Raw genomic sequence first — 18825 nt, 5'->3', positions numbered from 1 at the left:
ACGACATGGCCAACACATTCGAGTTCCGCAAAGAGTTCTTCGCCGATGAGCGCGATGAAAATCTCAACGAAATCGGCAAACGCATCCGCCGCCAAGATATCGAAGGTCATGTAACGGGTCGTTCCCCGTTCTATGATGACCATCTGTTCGATGGCTTGCTACACATGCGCTATGTGCGCTCACCGCACCATCATGCCCGCATTCGCCGCATTGATACCTCACGCGCCGAGAACATGCCGGGCGTTGTGCGCATCATCACCGGTGCCGACGTACCGGTGAACCTGAACACGCTGCTCGCGCTGCTTGACTTTGGCTTGGATGATGAACCGGTCCTCTCAGACAAGAAGGTTGCCTATGTCGGCGAACCTGTGGCGGCCGTCGTTGCCCATACCGAAGCTGAAGCCCGAGCCGCAGTCAAAGAAGTTCACGTGGATTGGGAGGTGTTGCCTCACGTCCATGATGTGGAAGAGGCGCTCAAGCCCGGCGCGCCAACGGTATGCGATGTCTATCCAGGCAACGCCTTCGTTTACCACGGTAAATACGACCACCAAAAGCTGCGCTTTGGGGATGTGGATGCGGCCTTCAAAACCGCTGACCATATCGTTGAGACACGTCATCAGATGTCGCCCATCGAGCAGGCGCCCATAGAAACCTGCGGTGCCATTTCCGCGCCAGAACAGAATGGCCGCTACGTTTGCTACACCGGTACGCAGGCGCTGTTCTTCTCGCTGGGCACCGCCTCCAAGGTCCTTAACGAGCCATCCTCAAGGCTGCATTTTATCGGTGGCACGGTCGGTGGTGGTTTTGGCGGTAAGGTCGATTCAATCCACGAACCGCTGTCGATCCTCGGCGCGATGCTCACCGGCAAACCTTGCAAATCGCAATGGGATCGCGAGGAGGAGATGCAGGTTGGCGCCCCGCGAGGCGCCGAGCGTTGGTACATCACCGATGGCGTGATGAATGATGGGCGCATCGTGGCCCGCAAGTTCCGCGGCTATTTCGACTGCGGCGCTTACACCCGCCTATCGTCCTACGCGGTGATCAAATCGGTCGGCCACCTACCTGGCCCATACACCATCCCCAACGTTTATGCCGATGTCTATTGCGTTTACACCAACCGCACGCCTGCAACGGCCATGCGTGGCTTTGGCATCACCGGCGTCGATTTTTCAATTGAAGCGCATATGGATCAGGTTGCCGACACCATTGGCATGAACCCTATCGACCTGCGCATTCTGAATGCCTATCGCGACGGCGATATGAAGGCCCATCGCCGCGTAGCCAAGAACTGCGCGTTCATCGAGTGCTGTCAGGTCGTCGCCGAGAAAGCAGGCCTGACCATCAAACCAGAATCCAAAGCTGCTTCTTCACTCCGAGATGGAGGCGGCGTGCGCGGTCAGATACCCGCCCACACGGCCATTGATCACGACGGCGCCGTGGAAGGCTTTGAAAGCACATCTTACGCCCGCAAAGGCGGTTCCAGTCCAACCACTGGCAGCGTGCCCTCCACACCCTCGTCGGTGCCAGCGCAACAGGCACCTGTTCAGCCTTCAAGCTACCAACCCGTGCCGCAATCGACCCCAGCACCGCAGCCTGCACCAGTGCAGCCGGCGCCCGCAGCTCCCCCCGCTGCAGGTCAACAACCGCGCAAGCGCGCCTCCACCCGCTTTTCTTCCATCTCTGGATTCAGGAGGCGCTGATGACTGTTCACACAGGCCGCGGCTTTGCGGCCATCAACTATCCCATCGGTATGAACCTTGGCGGCGACCCGTCGCAGGCGCTCGTCCATTCCAATCCCGATGGCAAGTTCACCGTTGCCTTGTCCGCTATCGATCTCGGCCAGGGCATGAAATCGGTGACCCGGCAGATTGCAGCCGAAACGCTTGGTGTCCCGATCGCTGATGTCTATGTGGACACCGCCGACAGCGACACCGGCCCGCACGACATGGGTTCGTTCGCCAGCCGCGGCACCCACCGCATGGGCAATGCCGTGATCATGGCGGCGCAAGAAGCGCGCTCGGTGATGCTGGAAGCCGCTGCTGAAGAACTGGAAGTGGACCCCGGCGATTTGGTCACTGATGGGCAGGGTAACATCCATGTGAAGGGCGCCCCCTCGCGCTCAATCACCACCATGGCGGCAGCGCAGGAGGCACAGTTCAAGCAAGGGCGCACCATAGCCGGGCGGGGGATCTTTCTCATTCCCTTGTCTGAGGTTGATCCCGAAACCGGCGAGATGAGCCCGGTCACCACCTTCGCCCATGCCGCCATACTGGTTGAGGTCGAAGTGGATGATGAGACCGGCGAAGTGGCCGTGACGGACATGCAGTCGGCCTATGAGGTTGGTCGTGCCCTGAACCCGGGCATGGTCGAGCAGCAACTGCGCGGTGGTGCCTGGATGGGCATGAGCCATGCGGCGTGGGAAACGACAGAACCCTACTACCCGCAACGTGACCATGGGCCGGTCGACTTCAATGACTACCTGATGCCTGGTCCTGGCGATCTGGCACCGCATCACATCTCTGTTCTGGAACGCCCCGCCCAAGATGGTCCCTATGGTGGCAAAGGCCCGGGCGAGATGTGCGCCAATCCGGTGCTCCCGGCAGTCGTCAACGCTATTTACGATGCCGTCGGTGTTCGCCTCTATGAGTTGCCCGTGACGCCGGAAAAAGTGCTGCGCGGTCTGCAAGCCAATGGCGGCGCCAAACCCCGTCAGATGCTCTCATCCTCACACCTTTCTGGGCAGGCTGGATAATCTATGCCCGTTCGCCAGCTCCCTGCCGGATTGGACGGACCGCAGCCGTTGGCGGATGCACTGCGTGACGCGCAGTACATAGCGTCCGATGATCTGGCGACGGCAACGTTCCTGGCGCTGTCCTTGCAAAAGCCGTTGCTCTTGGAAGGCGCACCGGGAGTCGGCAAAACCGAATGCGCCAAGGCCTTGGCCTCAATCATGGGCCGCGAGCTGGTGCGCCTGCAGTGCTACGAAGGCATCGATGCGTCGGCGGCGATGTATGAGTGGAACTTCCCGCGCCAGATGCTCGCGATCCGCCAAGCTGGTGATGATTATGTGAACCTTTATGGCGACGAGTTTTTGATCGCCCGTCCGATCCTGCAAGCGTTGGAAAAACCCCGCGACCGCGTGTTGCTGATCGATGAGATCGATCGCGCCGACCATGAGTTTGAGGCGTTCCTCTTGGAGTTCCTATCGGACTTCACGCTTTCAATCCCGGAACGCGGCACTATGCGTGCGCCAGAGCCGCCCATCGTCATTCTCACTTCAAACCGCACGCGCGAGCTGCACGAGGCGCTTCGCCGCCGCTGCGTCTACCACTGGATCGACTATCCGGACCCGGCGCTTGAGGCCAACATCGTGATGATGCGCGCGTCGACCGTGGCGCAAGATACAGCCCATAAAGTTGTTGCAGCCGTTGGCCAATTGCGCGGGCAACCCTTGGCCAAGCCGCCAGGGGTCGCTGAAACGGTTGAGTGGGCTGAGGCGGCAACGCTTCTGCATGCCCAAGGCGCTCCCTGGCCGCGCGCATTTGCGCGCGCGATTGGCGTGGTGCTGAAGGATCAGGATGATCTTGAATTCATCGCGCCGCAAATCGATGCGATGCTGGAACGGGTGGCGTCATGAGCGTCAGCCTCTTGCCCAAAGCGGCAACTCCCTTTCTGCAGTTTGCCGTGGCCTTGCGCCAAGCCGGGTTTCCTGCTGCGCCCGAGCAAACGGAGGCGTTCCTGGCCTCGGTTGGGTTGCTTGGCCCCACCTCGATCCTCGACGTGCGTCGAGCCGCCCACGCGGTGTTCGGGCCAGCACCGGAACGCCGCGAAGACTTCGATAACGTATTCGACAGCATCTTTCTGGGTCGCAGTTTCGCTGCGCCTGCCGAAGGCGACCCGGAAGACATGCCCAACGCCTATGACGGCGGGGAGTTCGAGTTGCTGCCCGACCCCGACGAAGAAGAACCATCGGGTGGAGAGGCTACGCAAGCTGAACGGTTGAACCAGCGCACGCTGACCGCTGAGGATGAAGACGCAACACTGCGCCTTTTCGCCAAGGCCGCACCGCGTACCCTGCCGCGCCGAACCTCCCGTCGCATGCGCGGCGGCAAGGGCCGCCTGGCAGATGCCCGCCGAGCATTCCGTGACATGTTGCGACGTGACGGTGAGATTTCAGCGCTGCCAACCCGCACGCGCCGTCAGCGCCAACGCCGTGTCTTGATGCTGATCGATGTGTCCGGCTCCATGAAAGCTGGCACCGACAGCCGCCTGCGCCTGGCCCACGCTTTGGTGCAGGCCGGCGAACGGGTGGAGGTGTTCACCCTTGGCACCCGTCTCACCAGGGTGACTCGCGCACTCAAGCATCGCAACCGCGACCAGGCAATGGCACTGGCGTCGGGTCTGGTCGCCGACTGGGATGGCGGCACTCGGCTGGGCGACGCGCTGGCCGTGTTCCTGTCGGTTCCTCGTTTTGCATCTTTCGCGCGTGGCGCGCTCACCATCATCGTGTCGGATGGATTGGAGCGCGGCGGTCCGGACGCTTTGGTCAGTGCGATGAACAAACTGCGTGGCCTGTCCTGGTCAACCTTGTGGCTGTCTCCGCTGGCAGCTGATCCAGCCTATCGCCCGGATACCGAGGCGATGCGGCTGATCCTGCCGATGATCGATCAACTCGGTGATGGCTCGTCCGCGCAAACACTGGCCGCTGAAGTGATGTCCTTTGCCAAGGGTGCCAGGTGATGCAAGTTGTCGACTCCCATTTTCATGTTTGGCAGCAGGCCGATTTGCCATGGTTATCCGGGCCAATGCAGCCGCGCATTTTCGGCCCTTATGAGCCGATCCGCCGCGACTATCTGATGACCGAGTATCTTCAAGATATCCGCAACACTGGCGTTGAAAAGTCTGTCTATGTGCAGGCTAATTGGCCAGTCGACCAAGCTGAAGCAGAAGTTGCCTGGGTTAGCCAGGTTGCGCAGGAAACTGGTTGGCCACATGGTATTGTTGGCTACGCTGACATGACGATCAAGGATGTCCGCCCAGCGCTGGATCGGCTGGCCGCTTTTCCTCGCATGCGTGGCATTCGCCAGCAGTTTCACTGGCACGAGAACCCGTTGTTTCGTTTCGCACCGCATGGCGATGTGTGCCGGGACAAAACCGTGCAAGCCAACATCGCCCACCTTGCAGATTATGGCTGGACCTTCGACCTCCAAGTGTTTGCCGGTCAAATGGACGGCGCCTGCGAACTGGTAGACGCGTGCTCAGATGTGACGTTCATCTTGCAACATGCCGGCATGCTGACCGACACCAGTCATGGCGGACGCGAGTTCTGGCGCACCCAGATGGCAAAGCTTGCCAAGCGCCCAAACGTTGTCTCCAAGCTTTCCGGCTTCGGCACATTCATCCACATGCGCGCGCCCGAACACATCACCTGGCTGACCCGCGAAACGGTCGCCTTGTTTGGCGCCGATCGCTGCTTGTGGGGTTCGAACTTCCCCATCGAGAAACTGTGGACCGACTATGGCTGGCTTCTCGATACACATCGCACCGCAGCCGGCGGGCTTAGCGCCGGCGAACAAGCTGCCGTTTTCAACAACACTGCAAGCCGGGTTTACCGACTTAACTAGAACAACAGACTGACTCTGGGAGGACGCAATGGCGTTAGAAGTGAAAGTGCTCGACTATGGCGATATCGAGCTGGAATCCAGTTTTCTGGTGTTGGCGCGCGATTGTGGCCGCACACGGCGCGTGCCGGTTTACGGCTTTCTGATTCTTGGCGGTCAGTACCCTATCGTTGTTGATACCGGCTATCGTGACAACGCGATCATGGAAACGCTTGGTATGCGCGGCCTGCAATTCCACGAAAACATGATCGAGCGCCAACTGGCCAATCACGGCGTGAAGCCAGGTGACGTGCGCTATGTGTTGCACACCCATCTGCACATCGACCATGCGGGCAAAGACGATCACTTCCCGATGAACACCACGGTGGTGATCAACCGGCGTGAGCTGGAATACTCGGTCTCCGGGCTTATGCATCCGCAGTATCCCAAGCCCGACATCATGCACCTTGTCGAGCGTCTGCACACGCCCGGCGCCCTGCGGCTTGAAGATCTGGAAATCTCCGGTCCCATCGAGCTGATCCCCGGCGTTTACCTGGAAGCCGCTGGTGCGCACACTGAAGGCTCGATGAACGTGCATGTCGACACAGCCGATGGTCGTGCCACGATTTGCGGCGATGTGATCTACGATTTCAACGATCAGATCATCAATCCGCTCCACACATTCGGACCTGAAGAATACCAGCCGACCGGGAACCATGGCGGCTCCAAGCGCAACGAAAAAGCGCAAGTTCGCAAGCTGATGTATTCCGGCGCCAAGTTTCTCCTACCGGTGCATGACAAGCCCGCTTTGATCGAAAACGGACAGGTCGTTGGGCGGCTGGACATGGCGGTTCCCGGCCCTGTCAGCCAGTCCGTTCCCCGCCGCGACTGGTTTCCAATGTGACGCCGTCCGGTAACGCATTCATGTAACGCTTAAGAGGCGCGCGCCATGACACACCAGGCGATGGACCCGGCCTTCAACGGGCTGATTGATGAGCATGCGCCGGTTCGCCAGGCGGGCTCCGGTTTCACCTTCACCGAGGGACCAATCTGGCATCCGGTGGAGCATTATCTGCTGTTCTCCGATATGCCTGGCGATGTCAGACGGCGACTTGATCGGTCCGGCGTGCGAGAGGTGATGAACCCATCGCACAAGGGCAACGGCATGACCTACGATGCCGGCCTAAACTTGCTCGTGTGCGAGCATTCCACCAGCAGCGTGACGCGCTTTTCGCCCGATGGCACCCGCACGGTTTTGTGCAGCCATTTTGAAGGACGCGAGTTGAACTCGCCGAACGATCTGTGCGTGAAATCGGACGGATCGATCTGGTTCACCGATCCCTGGTATGGCCGGATGCCAGGCTTTGGTGTGGAACGCCCGCGTGACCTTGGGTGGCAGGGCGTTTTTCGCCTGCCACCGGACCATCGCCCCGGCGATGAACCGGAACTGGTCGTCGATCGCTACACCTTCACCATGCCCAACGGTCTGTGCTTTTGCCCGACTGAAGACCGGTTGTTCATCAACGATACCGAGCAGGCGAACATCCGGGTTTATGATGTCGAAGGCGACAAACTCACCAACGGTCATGTGTTTGCGTCCGGCATCAAGGACAGCCTGCTGCCCGGCGTCCCCGATGGCATGAAATGCGACGCGCAAGGCAACATCTGGGTCACGGCGCCAGGTGGGCTTTGGGTCTATGACCCTTCCGGCAAGCATTTGGGCAAGGTGGCAATCCCCGAGCTTGCCGCGAACTTGCATTGGGGTGGCCCGGATTGGCGCACCATGTATGTCTGCGCGACGACCAGTGTGTACGCGTTCGACGTAAAAATCGGCCCCCGCAACGAGCCATTCATGCGTGCCCGCGGCCAAGCGCCTTCGACCAGCACGGCTGGGGCTAGTTCGGCGTCCTCTGCCGCCGCGCCTGCATCGACTGGCGACGCCTTGCAACTTGATCCCTCACGTTGTGCGCTGATCATTCAAGACATGCAAAATGACGTGGTGATGGAAGGCGGCGCGTTCGCCGACTCCGGCTCTCCGATCCATTGTCGTGAGCAGAACGCCATTGCCAATGTGGCGCGGCTTGCCGAGCATTGCCGAAAGGTCGGTGTGCCGGTCATTCACGTGCACTTCTTGGTACCGCCGGGTGCCCCCGGCCTGACCCTCAACGCACCGCTGTTTGAGGGCGTGGTGGATAACAATGCGCTGGTTGAAGGCACATGGGGCGGTTCGCCAGTCGCCGAACTTGAGCCGCGTGCAGGCGATTATGTCGTCAAGAAGAACCGTATGTCGGCTTGGGAAGGCAGCCAGCTGGAAACCATTTTGAAGGCCGAAGGACGCGATATGATCATCGAGACCGGCGCCTGGACCAACATGTCCATTGAGCACACGGCACGGACCGGTGCCGACAAGGGTTATGTGATGGTAATTCCGGAAGATGGCTGCTCGACGATGAACGCCGATTGGCACAACGCCTCGATCAATTATGCGCTGCAAAACGTTGCGCTTGTCACCAAAACCGACGAGGTGATCGCGGCCTTGCGCTAGTAAACCGCGCGCCCACCCGACAGGTCGAAGACGCCGCCTGTTGTAAAGGAGCATTCCTCGCTGAGCAGCCAGCACAACATGGCGGCAATTTCCTCGACCTGACCAAAGCGGCCCATCGGGATCTTGCTGAGCATGAAGGCGATATGCTCTTCGCTCATTTGATCGAAGATTTTGGTGCGCACCGCGGCGGGCGTGGCGCAGTTCACGGTCACGCCGGTTTGCGCCAGTTCTTTGCCAAGTGACTTGGTCAGGCCAATCACAGCAGCTTTTGACGCGCTATAGGCGGACGCATTGGGATTGCCCTCTTTGCCCGCGATTGAAGCCACGTTGACGATGCGGCCATATCCTGCCTCGCTCATCGCCGGGATGACGGCCTTGTTGCAGTACATCAGGCCGTGCACGTTGACATCGAACACCTTGCGCCAAGCGTCTTCTGGATAGTCCGCCACCGTCGCATTGGGCCCGGTAATGCCCGCTGAGCACAGAAGGCCATCGATGCGACCGCGAGCAGCAAGGACCTTATCGCGCGCGGCGTAAACAGCCTCTGGATCGGTGAGATTTAGCTCGATGCCCATCACATGATCGCTGGCCTCATCGGGCAAATCGCTCAGCCCGGCCAAATCCAAGTCCCAAACGGCGACATGGGCGCCTTCGCCCAGGAGCCTGCCAACCGTCTCGAAACCGATGCCGGAGGCGCCGCCGGTGACGATGATTGTTCTTCCCTCAAATCTACGCATTGATTGTCACCCTCACCAAACTAGAACTCGCATTTGCATCGCCAAAAAGTCCCCACCTTTGGAGCGGGCCCAAGTTACGTCCCACCGCAATGGTATTGGATTTTGAAGACCGCACCAGTGCGTCCGCTTTACGATGGCGACCATATCAGTACAAGGTCGAGCGACCGCCTTCGGGCTAGATGAAAAACGATCGCAGACCGTGAACCAAGACAACCCAGCGCAGTCCGATACACGACGTCGTCTGTCCATCGCCCCGATGATGGATTGGACGGATCGCCATTGCCGCTATTTCCATAGGCTGATGTCGCAACGGGCTGTGCTCTATACCGAGATGGTCACAGCTGACGCTGTCAGCCATGGCGATCGCGACCGGTTGCTCGGCTTTTCGCCGGAAGAGCATCCCGTCGTGCTCCAGCTTGGTGGTTCCGATCCGCAAAAGCTGCCCGAAGCCGCCCGCATCGGCGCTGATCGCGGTTATGACGCGATCAATCTTAATTGCGGCTGCCCCTCGGACCGGGTTCAATCGGGTACATTTGGTGCCTGCTTGATGCGCGACCCAAGCCATGTCGCAAGGCTGGTCGAAGCGATGAAGCGCGCCACCGACATCCCGGTCACTGTGAAGTGCCGCATCGGCGTTGATGATCAAGACCCGCATCAGGTGCTGCCTGATTTCATCACCAAGGTTCGTGATGCCGGCGTCGACGCGGTGATTGTCCACGCCCGCAAAGCTTGGCTGGAAGGGCTCTCCCCAAAACAGAACCGCGATGTTCCACCGCTCGACTATGATCTGGTGTTGGCGATGAAAGCGCAGTTCCCGGACCTCTGGCTCGGCATCAACGGTGGCATTGCAACGCTGGCAGAGGCCAAGACGTTGTTCGATCAGGGCATGGACGAGGTGATGATTGGCCGAGCGGCTTATCAGTCCCCAGCCGATATTCTGCTGGACGCTGATGAGGCGCTGCTTGGCGAACCATCTGCCAGCCAATCACGCGGCGATATCGTCCGCGCCATGCTGCCCTATATTGAAAACCACATCGCGGGAGGTGGGCGGCTCAACCAGGTCACGCGGCACATGATCGGACTGTTCTCGGGCCTACCAGGGGCGCGCCAATGGCGGCGCATCTTGTCGGAAGGCGCGCATCTGGAAGGCGCTGGGCCGGACCTTGTGCTCCAAGCGCTCAGCGCAGTCGAGCGTCCAGAAACAGAAAGGGCCACGGCTGCGTGAGCAAGCCACGGCCCTAAGGTCTGCAACCGAAGCGCGTCTTAGGTGAACTGATCCATGCCTGGGATTTGGGCGATGATCTGGCCAACAACTTCGTCGCCCGCTTTCTCGCGAGCAAAGCCGACAACTTCCTGCGTCACGCCTTGGATCTGGCCCATGTCGAGACCGGCGCTCATCAGTTCGCTGGCCGCCGACATCAAGCCGCCAGACTGACCTCCGACAAGTCCGCCAACTGCTCCGGCAAGGCCGCCAAGGCCACCGCCGGACCCGCCCATCAGGCCACCCAGTGCACCGGCCAAGCCACCACCGGTCTCGCCGCCACCCTCGCCAAGACTGGCGATAAAAGCGTCGGCGCCCGGAATTGCGTCCACAAGCCGGCTCATCGCATCATCTGGGCCTTCTTTGTTGAGGAACCCAAGGATCACCCCAATGGCCGTCTGCGCCGTCTGTTCATCGATCCCAACCGCGTCTGTGATCCGGCCAATCAGTTCTTCCATGCTCAAGTCCTTCCTGTCGCGAGCCAATGCGTTGGGCGCACCCTTGCGATGGCCGTGGCGGGATTTCAAGGCATTTCCTGGCCAAAGCCCTTGCATCAGGGGACAAATCCCAAGACAAAGCGTTGCTCTTGCAGGTTGCTATCTGATCAACCTCCACCCATGCGACCGCCAAAAACGGGACCACCATGTACAAAGACGATGCCATTTATCTTGGAACAGCAGGCTCTGACAGCGACGCTCCGGCACCGCAATATCTGGCGCTGAAGCTTGCCAACCGGCACGGGCTGATCACTGGCGCAACCGGCACAGGCAAGACCGTGACCTTGCAGATTATGGCCGAAGGTTTTTCGCGCGCTGGCGTCCCGGTGTTCTGCGCCGATGTGAAGGGTGATCTTTCCGGCATCGCGACGGCCGGCACGTCGAAGGATTTCCTTGAGGCGCGGGCGGAGACAATCGGTTTTGCCGAGAACTATGAATACGACGCAACGCCAACGATCTTCTGGGACCTTTTTGGTGAGAAGGGGCACCCGATCCGTACCACGATTTCGGAGATGGGGCCGCTGCTACTGTCGCGCCTGATGGACCTTAACGAGACGCAAGAAGGCGTGCTCAACATCGCGTTTCGCATCGCTGATGAAGAAGGCTTGATGCTGCTGGACCTCAAGGATCTGCGCGCCATGTTGCTCAGCCTTGATGATCGCAAGGATGAGATATCGGCCAAATATGGCAACGTTTCCACCGCTTCCATCGGTGCCATCCAGCGGCGCTTGCTGGTGCTTGAAGATCAAGGTGGGGCGAACTTCTTCGGCGAACCGGCGCTGAAAATCGCGGACTTCATGCGCACCCACACCGATGGCCGTGGCATCGTCTCGGTGCTTGCCGCCGACAAGCTGATGAACAATCCACGGCTCTATGCGACGTTCCTGCTTTGGCTGCTCTCAGAACTATTCGAGGAACTGCCAGAGGTCGGCAACCCGGACAAGCCGCGCGTGGTGTTCTTCTTTGATGAAGCCCATTTGCTGTTTGATGAAGCGCCCAAAGCGCTGCTGGAACGCGTCGAGCAGGTGTGTCGCCTGATCCGCTCCAAGGGTGTCGGCGTCTATTTCGTGACGCAAAACCCACTGGACGTGCCCGATGAAGTGCTCAGCCAGATCGGCAACCGCGTGCAGCACGCTTTGCGCGCTTTCACGCCGCGTGATCAGCGCGCCGTCAAAGCCGCCGCCGAAACGTTCCGCCCCAACCCGGAACTCGACGCGTTTGAGGTCATCACCCAACTCGGCGTTGGTGAGGCTTTGGTGTCAACGTTGGAGAAAAAGGGTGTGCCGTCCATCGTGCAGCGCACGCTGATCCGTCCACCATCCTCGCGTCTCGGCCCGCTGGAAGATGATGAGCGCGCCGCGCACATCAAAACCTCGCCCATCCTCGGCCAGTATGATGAGCCGGTGGATCGGGAGTCTGCCTACGAAATTCTGAAAAAGCGCGGCGAGGATGCAGCCGCTGCCGAGGCGCGAGCCTTGCAAGAGGAAGAAGAGCGCAAAGCCCGCGAGAAGGAAGAGAAAGAACGCGCCCGCCGTCGCGACGATTATGAGGACGACGAGGATTACGATGATCGCCGGTCCGGCAGCCGCCGCACGCGTTCGGGCTTCGATATTCCCGAGTTTGGTCCCCGCAGCCGGAACTATGATTATGGTGAGCGCGACAGTCGCCGCACCGAGCGCCGCACAAGTTCGCGATCTAGCTCGTCCCGCCGGCGTCGATCAACGCGCCAAACGCCGACCGAAGCGATGATGAAATCCATCATGCGTTCGGCAGGCACGCAAATCGGTCGTGCCGTAGTGCGTGGCATTTTGGGTAGCTTGCGGCGTTAGCGTCTTCCGATGTTATCCTCTCCCTGGTGGCGGGGATCCATTCCAGCGGATGTTCGGCAGCACCTGAGCTGCAATTGAGTTCACTGGAACAGATCCCTGTGACGAGCACAGGGATAACCTCAAGAATGCAGCGCTAACTGCCGGTCACCGGATACATCTTGCCCAAATCATCAAGCCCGGCGCGGACCAGTTCCTTGAGAACGTCGGTGTCAACGTCTGCGAGCTTGTTGATGTAAAGGCAGCTCTTTCCAAGCGCATGTTTGCCGAGCCGATCCAGGATGAAACCATAATCTTGATAGCCAGGCATGATGTAGATGCTGAGCTTGGCCTTGCGTGGGGCAAATCCGGTGGCAAAGAATGAGCCTGAGTGCCCGCTTTTGTACTCGTAGTCATAGCGACCATAGCCGATCATTGCAGAGGTCGGACTCGCCCCCCAAAGCACTGGTTCCCACCCCGTAACATCACGAAACAGCGCGTACAGCGCGAGGCCTTCCTCGCGCCGACGATCCGGTTCAACAGCGCGCAGATAGTCGGCCACACTTGCGTCCAAGGTCTGCGTCTTGTTCTCTGCCATCCCAACCTCCGGTTCTGGAGCCGATTCTATCATGACAAGCCAATCCCCGTCACTCGACGGCGCCTTGAGCGCAGCCGACACGCAGTTTGATGCAAGCCTTGAACGGCTCTTCGCGCTGCTGCGCATCCCCTCCATCTCCACCGACCCGGCCTATGATGCCGACGTGAAAAAGACTGCCGCCCACATCCACAGTGACTTGGAAAGCCTGGGCTTCAATGTGACCACGTACACGACGCCTGGTCATCCGATGATTGTGGCCAAGTGGGACGAAGCGGCAAGCGACGGACCGCGGGCCCTTTTCTACGGCCACTATGATGTGCAACCAGTCGACCCGCTGGAGCTCTGGGATCGCGACCCGTTTGATCCGGCCATCGAAACCCGTGCCGATGGGTCAAAGAAGATCGTCGCGCGTGGCGCCGCCGACGACAAAGGTCAGATCATGACCTTCATTGAGGCTTGCCGCGCCTGCATCGATGCGACCGGCAAACTGCCGATACCGATCACGATCATCCTGGAAGGTGAGGAAGAGTCCGGCAGTCCATCCTTGCCTGGATTCTTGGACGCCCACACCGAGGATTTGAGAGCTGATGTGGCACTCGTCTGCGACACCAACATGTGGGACGCGCAAACGCCGGCTATCACCACGCGTTTGCGGGGCCTTTTTGGCACCGAGGTGGTGATTAAGGCTGCCGACAAAGACTTGCACTCCGGCTTGTTCGGCGGCCCGGCGCGCAATCCAGCTCATGTGCTGGCCTCGATCATCGCCGATCTGCACGATGATAACGGCCGCATCACCTTGCCGGGATTTTATGACGGCATCGCCGAAGTTCCCGACGATGTGATGGCCAGTTGGAACCAGCTTGGTTTCTCCGCCGACGATTTCCTCGGCGCCGTAGGCCTTTCAGTGCCTGCCGGCGAAAAAGACCGCACCACGCTCGAACAGATGTGGTCGCGCCCGACGCTCGAAGTGAATGGCATGACATCCGGCTATACGGGGCAGGGGTTCAAGACGGTTCTCCCGGCCCAGGCCTCGGCGAAAATCTCCTGCCGCCTGGTGAAGGGCCAAGATCCTGAAGCCATCCGCAAAAGCTTTGAAGCGTTTGTGACCGAACGCCTGCCAGCCGATTGCACGGCCGAGTTCCATCCCCATGGCATGGGCCCAGGTATCGAACTTGATGTCACTGGGCCGGCATTTCAGGCCGCCAAACGGGCGCTGACCGATGAGTGGCCAAACCCCGCTTCCTTCACCGGCATCGGCGGTTCGATCCCCATCGTTGGCCAGTTCCAAGACCGACTTGGCCTCGACAGCGTGCTTGTCGGGTTCGGCCTGGCCGATGATCAGATTCACTCGCCCAACGAAAAGTACGAGCTGGAAAGTTACCGCAAAGGCATCCGCTCCTGGGTCCGCATCCTGCACGCTCTGGCGGACGGCTGATGAGCGCGGCGACGATGAAATCCGTGTGCGTCTTCTGCGGGTCCAATCCGGGTAATCATCCCGATTATGCCGCCGCCGCCGAAGCGCTGGGCCAAGCCATCGCCAAGCGTGGCGCGTGCCTTATCTATGGCGGCGCGGAAGTCGGATTGATGGGGATCACGGCTGATGCGGCCTTGGCGGCGGGCGGTGAGGTCATCGGCATCATTCCCAAGGCGTTGATGGACAAGGAAATCGGTCACAAGGGCCTGACGCGGCTCGAAGCCGTTGGCTCCATGCATGAGCGCAAGGCGCGCATGGCCGAACTCTCCGATGGCTTCGTCAACCTGCCGGGCGGCACCGGCACCTTGGAAGAGATGTTTGAAGTCTGGACCTGGGGCCAGCTTGGCTTCCATGACAAGCCGATTGGCGTGCTCAATGTGCGCGGTTTCTACGATCCGCTCATGACGTTCCTGGACCACCAGCGGGATGAGGGTTTCGTCAAACCCGGCCTGCGCGACACGCTCTTGTCTGCCGATAGCCCGGGAACGCTGCTGGACGCTATGGAAGCTTACGAGGCGCCCGTCGTTCAAAAATGGGTGGAGCGCGAAACGCTCTAACGCTCCTGTCAGCTCACGTCAGTAGCCGGCACGCGAAGTCTCATCCATTGACGGCGCGCAATGGCATGTTTCGCCGATCATGGTTCTTCAGCCGTAGCCAAGAGGAGAGCCATGGCTGCCATCGACAAAAACGAGCTGCGCGCTGTCACCGAAAAAGAGTTCGCCAAACTCATCAAGCTTCTGGACGGCTTGGACGAAGACTTGGCGGAGCGACCCGACACGACTGGTGGCGTGTCCATCAAACAGGTCATTGGCCATCGCGTGCACTGGATGGATCTGTTTTTCGGTTGGTACGAGGATGGCAAAGCTGGAAAAGAGGTTCAAACGCCAGCACCTGGCTACAAATGGAACCAGTTGAAGCCTTACAATGCGACGGTCTACGAGGCCGCTGCCAAGCAACCCTGGTCTGATGTCCTGGCGCAGCTGAAAGAACGCCACGCCAAGCTCCTCGCTTTCATTGATGGGCTGGACAATGACGTGCTTTACGCCAAGCACATCTATCCCTGGACCAATGATTGGGCGCTTGGGCGCTGGGCGGAATCCTCCGGCCCAAGCCATTACCGGTCGGCTGCCAAGTTCGTGCGCAAAGTGAAACGCGACGCGGCGCCCTAAAGCGCGGGCAGTCCATTCAAGTCCGCCAACACGGCAGCAGGCGACAGGTCCAGATACTCGTCCGGCATCCCTGACCGATTGATCCAAACCGTGCGAAACCCAAACGCGGTCGCACCTGCTATGTCCCACCGGTTGGAGGATTGGAACGAAACCTTGTCGGGGAAGGTGCGAAACTGGCTGGTCGCCATGTCATAGACGTCAGGGTGCGCCTTATAGGTGCGCAACTGATCGACCGAGAGAACCGCATCGAGCAACGCCCCGATCCCGGCAGCCTCTACAGCGCCATCAAGCATGGACGGTGACCCGTTGGACAGAATGGCAAGCTTCGCGCCGCTCTCGGACAGCGTCCGCAGCACGCTGGGCACTTCGGGGTAGCAATCAAGGCGCGAGTAGGCGGTCAGCAGATCATCGCGATAGGCCCGGTCGACTCTCGGCACCAGGGCAAAGGCCGTATCCAGCGCTTCTTCGGTGAGTTGCCAAAAATCCTTGTAGCGCCCGGCCAGCGCCCGCACCCAGGAATATTCCAGCTGCTTGTCGCGCCAGATCTGCGAAAGCTTCGCGCCATCGGGACCGATCTGATCGGCGTAACGGCGCACCGCCGCATGAACGTCGAACAGGGTGCCATAGGCGTCGAAAATATAGACCGGATAGGGCATGCAGTGGGCTCTCAATGCGGGGAGGGCGAGCAGGGGAATGCCGGCGCAGTTCTAGGGGCATGGCAAGCAAGGTCAAGCCTTGCCTATGGCCCATAGGCTTGCGAAGAAGAAAGCAACGCTGTGCAGTCCTCCAACCTTTGGCGCCGTCATGAATCACCACACGCACGCTTCCGGCCACCATCACGCGCACCACGGAACCTCCACCTTGCCCGATTGCTGGACGTTCTTTGATGGCAAGTGGCAGGAGGGCAACACGCCGGTCGCCGGTCCGATGACCCATGCGCTGTGGTGCGGTTCTTCGGTGTTTGATGGCGGGCGCATTTATGATGGCATCGCGCCGGATCTTCTGGCCCATTGCGCGCGGGTGAACCGGTCTGCCAAGGCGCTCAACCTCGCTCCGACGATGGAAGCCGAGGAGATCATGGCCCTGGCACTGGAGGGCGCGAAAAACTTCTCTGCCGATCAGGCGCTTTACGTCCGTCCCATGTACTATGCCGAAGGCGGTGGTTTCATGGGTGTGCCGCCCGATGCCAGCACGACGCGTTTCATCATGGTGCTCTTCCACGCGGCGATGCCAGAAGCCGAGGCAGGCATGTCAGCGTGCGTGTCGAGCTTTCGCCGTCCGACGCTGGAGACGATGCCGACCAATGCCAAGGCCGGGTGTCTCTACCCGAACAATGGTCGGGCGATCTTGGAAGCCCAGCAGCGCGGCTTCCAGAACGCGCTAGTGCTCGACATGCTGGGCAATGTCGCCGAATTGGCAACATCCAATATCTTCATCGCCAAGGATGGCGTGGTGCGTACCCCGGCGCCCAACGACACCTTTTTGAACGGCATCACCCGCCAGCGGATCATCGGCCTGTTGCGCGACGATGGCATTGTAGTTGAAGAGGTGAAACTGACCGTCCAAGACTTCCACGAGGCGGATGAGATTTTTTCCACCGGGAATTACTCCAAGGTCATGCCGATCACGCGTTTTGAAGATCGTGAGCTGCAACCCGGACCGGCAGCCGGCAAGGCTCGCGCGCTCTACACCGCATTCGCCAATGATGGATCGCACGCCCTGTGAGCGCTGCAATCATGAAGGCAAATCGCAGCCAGTTGCTGCTGATCGATGTGCAAGAGCGCCTGGTACCCGCCATGCAAGACAGCGATGGTGTGGTCTCGGCGTGCTCTTTTCTTGCCCAAGCCGCAGGTCACTGCGGCGTGCCGGTAGTGATTTCCGAGCAGTATCCGAAGGGCCTCGGGCACTCGGTGCCGGCGGTGCTGGATTCAGCAACGCGCCCATCCGTTGTCGAGAAGACCGCATTCTCGGTCGCTCAAGAAAAGAAGCTTCTCGATAAGCTGCGGAAGAAACGCGCCGACCAACGGCGAGATCAGATCGTCATCGGCGGCGTGGAAGCTCATGTCTGCGTGCTGCAATCAGCCCTTGAGCTTTCAACCTCAGGCTTTGAGGTCTTCGTTGTCGCCGACGCGGTTTCCTCCCGGCACATAGGCTCGCGTGACATCGCGCTATCGCGGCTTGCCCATGCTGGCGTCGTGCCGGTGACCAGCGAAATGGTGGCCTTCGAATGGCTCGGCGATGCCAAGGCCAAAGCTTTCAAACAGATCAGCGCTCTGGTGCGGGCGCGCTGATCGACGTCGTGACTGAAACGGCGACCGACCTGGCGACTGACGCTAGGGCCAACTTTTCGATTTCCATGCAACGCAAGGCGCTATCGGAGCGTTTTGCCATTGTCGGCCTATCCGATCAGCCTTAAGTAAAGACCCCAAGGTGGCTGCCGTGCCACCGATCCCTTTCAACTATCATTTGGAGACCTGTTATGGCCTTTGAACTGCCTGATCTTCCCTATGCTTACGATGCGCTTGGCCCGTACATGTCGGCTGAGACACTTGAGTTTCACCACGACAAGCACCACCAGGCCTACGTCTCCAAAGGCAATGAACTTGCCGAAGCCGCCGGCATGGCTGACAAGTCGCTTGATGAAATCATGAAGGCAAGCTTCGGATCGAACGCGGCGCTCTTCAACAATGCCGGTCAGCACTTCAACCACATCCATTTTTGGAAATGGATGAGGCCGAACGGCGGCGGCACATCGCTGCCGGGCGCGCTTCAGTCGGCGATCGACTCCGACCTTGGCGGCTACGACAAGATGCGGTCCGATTTCATCGCCGCTGGCGTTGGTCAGTTTGGCTCCGGTTGGGCCTGGATCGCCGTAAAAGACGGCAAGCTGGAAATCATGAAAACGCCGAACGGTGAAAACCCGGTCGTGCACGGCGCCGCGCCCATTCTTGGCTGCGATGTTTGGGAGCATTCCTACTACATCGATTACCGCAACGCTCGTCCGAAATACCTTGAAGCGTTCATCGACAACATGGTCAACTGGGACTATGTCGCCGAGCTGTTCGAAGCGGCCAGCTAAGGCGCCAACAAACAACGTAGCGTCGGCCAAGCTGACGCTACGTTTATCCGTTGTTAGTCC

At 59.9% G+C, this 18825-nt stretch carries 19 protein-coding genes; 15 read left to right on the top strand and 4 right to left on the bottom strand.

The window, feature by feature from the left end:
• The first annotated feature begins 5 nt into the window (after nucleotides 1-5).
• Genes JJ917_08005 through JJ917_07975 form a run of 7 tightly spaced genes read left to right on the top strand, consistent with a single transcriptional unit; the run spans nucleotide 6 to nucleotide 8145 of the window.
• Nucleotides 6-1700 carry a xanthine dehydrogenase family protein molybdopterin-binding subunit gene (locus JJ917_08005; protein ID MBO6698756.1) on the top strand — a complete coding sequence of 565 codons (1695 nt, stop codon included), beginning with the start codon at nucleotides 6-8 and terminating at the stop codon, nucleotides 1698-1700.
• Nucleotides 1700-2752, top strand: a complete 1053-nt coding sequence (locus tag JJ917_08000) for a xanthine dehydrogenase family protein molybdopterin-binding subunit (protein ID MBO6698755.1) — start codon at nucleotides 1700-1702, stop codon at nucleotides 2750-2752. The genes JJ917_08005 and JJ917_08000 overlap by 1 nt, the downstream gene beginning before the upstream one ends.
• A 3-nt stretch (nucleotides 2753-2755) precedes the next feature.
• Nucleotides 2756-3637: a MoxR family ATPase gene (locus JJ917_07995; protein ID MBO6698754.1), complete on the top strand. Its 882-nt coding sequence runs from the start codon at nucleotides 2756-2758 to the stop codon at nucleotides 3635-3637.
• On the top strand, nucleotides 3634-4740 hold the full coding sequence (locus tag JJ917_07990) for a VWA domain-containing protein (protein ID MBO6698753.1): 1107 nt from the start codon (nucleotides 3634-3636) through the stop codon (nucleotides 4738-4740). The genes JJ917_07995 and JJ917_07990 overlap by 4 nt, the downstream gene beginning before the upstream one ends.
• On the top strand, nucleotides 4737-5624 hold the full coding sequence (locus JJ917_07985) for an amidohydrolase family protein (protein ID MBO6698752.1): 888 nt from the start codon (nucleotides 4737-4739) through the stop codon (nucleotides 5622-5624). Before JJ917_07990 ends, JJ917_07985 begins: the two co-directional genes overlap by 4 nt.
• Nucleotides 5625-5652: 28 nt before the next feature.
• Nucleotides 5653-6504, top strand: a complete 852-nt coding sequence (locus tag JJ917_07980) for an N-acyl homoserine lactonase family protein (protein MBO6698751.1) — start codon at nucleotides 5653-5655, stop codon at nucleotides 6502-6504.
• A 45-nt stretch (nucleotides 6505-6549) separates the two neighbouring features.
• Nucleotides 6550-8145, top strand: a complete 1596-nt coding sequence (locus JJ917_07975; GenBank protein MBO6698750.1) for an isochorismatase family protein — start codon at nucleotides 6550-6552, stop codon at nucleotides 8143-8145.
• Here the strand turns inward: JJ917_07975 and JJ917_07970 are convergent.
• Entirely contained in the window at nucleotides 8142-8882 is a 741-nt protein-coding gene (locus tag JJ917_07970) for an SDR family oxidoreductase (GenBank protein ID MBO6698749.1), read from the bottom strand. The genes JJ917_07975 and JJ917_07970 overlap by 4 nt on opposite strands.
• A gap of 133 nt (nucleotides 8883-9015) precedes the next feature.
• On the opposite strand from JJ917_07970, the gene dusA reads away from it, so the two are divergent.
• On the top strand, nucleotides 9016-10107 hold the full coding sequence (gene dusA, locus JJ917_07965) for a tRNA dihydrouridine(20/20a) synthase DusA (GenBank protein MBO6698748.1): 1092 nt from the start codon (nucleotides 9016-9018) through the stop codon (nucleotides 10105-10107).
• Between the two features lie 38 nt (nucleotides 10108-10145).
• On the opposite strand, the gene JJ917_07960 is transcribed toward dusA, so the two are convergent.
• Nucleotides 10146-10601: a DUF2267 domain-containing protein gene (locus tag JJ917_07960; protein MBO6698747.1), complete on the bottom strand. Its 456-nt coding sequence runs from the start codon at nucleotides 10599-10601 to the stop codon at nucleotides 10146-10148.
• 185 nt (nucleotides 10602-10786) lie between these two features.
• Between JJ917_07960 and JJ917_07955 the strand changes: the two genes are divergently transcribed.
• On the top strand, nucleotides 10787-12469 hold the full coding sequence (locus JJ917_07955; protein ID MBO6698746.1) for a DUF853 domain-containing protein: 1683 nt from the start codon (nucleotides 10787-10789) through the stop codon (nucleotides 12467-12469).
• Between the two features lie 133 nt (nucleotides 12470-12602).
• On the opposite strand, the gene JJ917_07950 is transcribed toward JJ917_07955, so the two are convergent.
• Nucleotides 12603-13043, bottom strand: a complete 441-nt coding sequence (locus JJ917_07950) for a DUF1801 domain-containing protein (protein ID MBO6698745.1) — start codon at nucleotides 13041-13043, stop codon at nucleotides 12603-12605.
• Nucleotides 13044-13074: 31 nt separating this feature from the next.
• On the opposite strand from JJ917_07950, the gene JJ917_07945 reads away from it, so the two are divergent.
• The 3 genes from JJ917_07945 to JJ917_07935 all read left to right on the top strand — a co-directional run bounded on the left by JJ917_07945 (nucleotide 13075) and on the right by JJ917_07935 (nucleotide 15686).
• Nucleotides 13075-14478: a dipeptidase gene (locus tag JJ917_07945; GenBank protein MBO6698744.1), complete on the top strand. Its 1404-nt coding sequence runs from the start codon at nucleotides 13075-13077 to the stop codon at nucleotides 14476-14478.
• Between the two features lie 14 nt (nucleotides 14479-14492).
• On the top strand, nucleotides 14493-15074 hold the full coding sequence (locus tag JJ917_07940) for a TIGR00730 family Rossman fold protein (protein ID MBO6698743.1): 582 nt from the start codon (nucleotides 14493-14495) through the stop codon (nucleotides 15072-15074).
• Nucleotides 15075-15185: 111 nt separating this feature from the next.
• Nucleotides 15186-15686, top strand: a complete 501-nt coding sequence (locus JJ917_07935; protein ID MBO6698742.1) for a ClbS/DfsB family four-helix bundle protein — start codon at nucleotides 15186-15188, stop codon at nucleotides 15684-15686.
• Here JJ917_07935 and JJ917_07930 read toward each other — a convergent pair.
• Nucleotides 15683-16342, bottom strand: a complete 660-nt coding sequence (locus tag JJ917_07930; GenBank protein ID MBO6698741.1) for a haloacid dehalogenase type II — start codon at nucleotides 16340-16342, stop codon at nucleotides 15683-15685. The two genes, JJ917_07935 and JJ917_07930, sit on opposite strands and share 4 nt — an antisense overlap.
• Nucleotides 16343-16490: 148 nt before the next feature.
• Between JJ917_07930 and JJ917_07925 the strand changes: the two genes are divergently transcribed.
• From JJ917_07925 to JJ917_07915, 3 genes are all read left to right on the top strand, one after another.
• Nucleotides 16491-17411 (top strand): branched-chain amino acid aminotransferase, encoded by a 921-nt coding sequence (locus tag JJ917_07925; GenBank protein ID MBO6698740.1) that lies wholly within the window; start codon nucleotides 16491-16493, stop codon nucleotides 17409-17411.
• Nucleotides 17408-17977, top strand: coding sequence for an isochorismatase family protein (locus JJ917_07920; GenBank protein ID MBO6698739.1), 570 nt, complete (start codon nucleotides 17408-17410; stop codon nucleotides 17975-17977). Before JJ917_07925 ends, JJ917_07920 begins: the two co-directional genes overlap by 4 nt.
• A gap of 188 nt (nucleotides 17978-18165) precedes the next feature.
• The gene (locus JJ917_07915; GenBank protein ID MBO6698738.1) at nucleotides 18166-18765 is read left to right on the top strand and encodes a superoxide dismutase; all 600 of its coding nucleotides are present in this window, start codon (nucleotides 18166-18168) and stop codon (nucleotides 18763-18765) included.
• The last annotated feature ends 60 nt before the right edge of the window (nucleotides 18766-18825 follow it).

This window comes from Hyphomicrobiales bacterium, assembly GCA_017642935.1.
Lineage (GTDB): Bacteria > Pseudomonadota > Alphaproteobacteria > Rhizobiales > MH13 > MH13.
Note: the sequence above shows the minus strand (reverse complement) of the source record. Positions and strands in the feature narration are given on the sequence as shown.

Excerpts from the sequence above, each read along its gene's own strand:
- JJ917_08005 (MBO6698756.1), top strand. The coding sequence starts at position 6 with ATGGCCAACACATTCGAGTTCCGCAAAGAGTTCTTCGCCGATGAGCGC.
- JJ917_08000 (MBO6698755.1), top strand. The coding sequence starts at position 1,700 with ATGACTGTTCACACAGGCCGCGGCTTTGCGGCCATCAACTATCCCATC.
- JJ917_07995 (MBO6698754.1), top strand. The coding sequence starts at position 2,756 with ATGCCCGTTCGCCAGCTCCCTGCCGGATTGGACGGACCGCAGCCGTTG.
- JJ917_07990 (MBO6698753.1), top strand. The coding sequence starts at position 3,634 with ATGAGCGTCAGCCTCTTGCCCAAAGCGGCAACTCCCTTTCTGCAGTTT.
- JJ917_07980 (MBO6698751.1), top strand. The coding sequence starts at position 5,653 with ATGGCGTTAGAAGTGAAAGTGCTCGACTATGGCGATATCGAGCTGGAA.
- JJ917_07975 (MBO6698750.1), top strand. The coding sequence starts at position 6,550 with ATGACACACCAGGCGATGGACCCGGCCTTCAACGGGCTGATTGATGAG.
- JJ917_07970 (MBO6698749.1), bottom strand. The coding sequence starts at position 8,882 with ATGCGTAGATTTGAGGGAAGAACAATCATCGTCACCGGCGGCGCCTCC.
- dusA (MBO6698748.1), top strand. The coding sequence starts at position 9,016 with ATGGCGACCATATCAGTACAAGGTCGAGCGACCGCCTTCGGGCTAGAT.
- JJ917_07960 (MBO6698747.1), bottom strand. The coding sequence starts at position 10,601 with ATGGAAGAACTGATTGGCCGGATCACAGACGCGGTTGGGATCGATGAA.
- JJ917_07955 (MBO6698746.1), top strand. The coding sequence starts at position 10,787 with ATGTACAAAGACGATGCCATTTATCTTGGAACAGCAGGCTCTGACAGC.
- JJ917_07950 (MBO6698745.1), bottom strand. The coding sequence starts at position 13,043 with ATGGCAGAGAACAAGACGCAGACCTTGGACGCAAGTGTGGCCGACTAT.
- JJ917_07945 (MBO6698744.1), top strand. The coding sequence starts at position 13,075 with ATGACAAGCCAATCCCCGTCACTCGACGGCGCCTTGAGCGCAGCCGAC.
- JJ917_07940 (MBO6698743.1), top strand. The coding sequence starts at position 14,493 with ATGAAATCCGTGTGCGTCTTCTGCGGGTCCAATCCGGGTAATCATCCC.
- JJ917_07935 (MBO6698742.1), top strand. The coding sequence starts at position 15,186 with ATGGCTGCCATCGACAAAAACGAGCTGCGCGCTGTCACCGAAAAAGAG.
- JJ917_07930 (MBO6698741.1), bottom strand. The coding sequence starts at position 16,342 with ATGCCCTATCCGGTCTATATTTTCGACGCCTATGGCACCCTGTTCGAC.
- JJ917_07925 (MBO6698740.1), top strand. The coding sequence starts at position 16,491 with ATGAATCACCACACGCACGCTTCCGGCCACCATCACGCGCACCACGGA.
- JJ917_07915 (MBO6698738.1), top strand. The coding sequence starts at position 18,166 with ATGGCCTTTGAACTGCCTGATCTTCCCTATGCTTACGATGCGCTTGGC.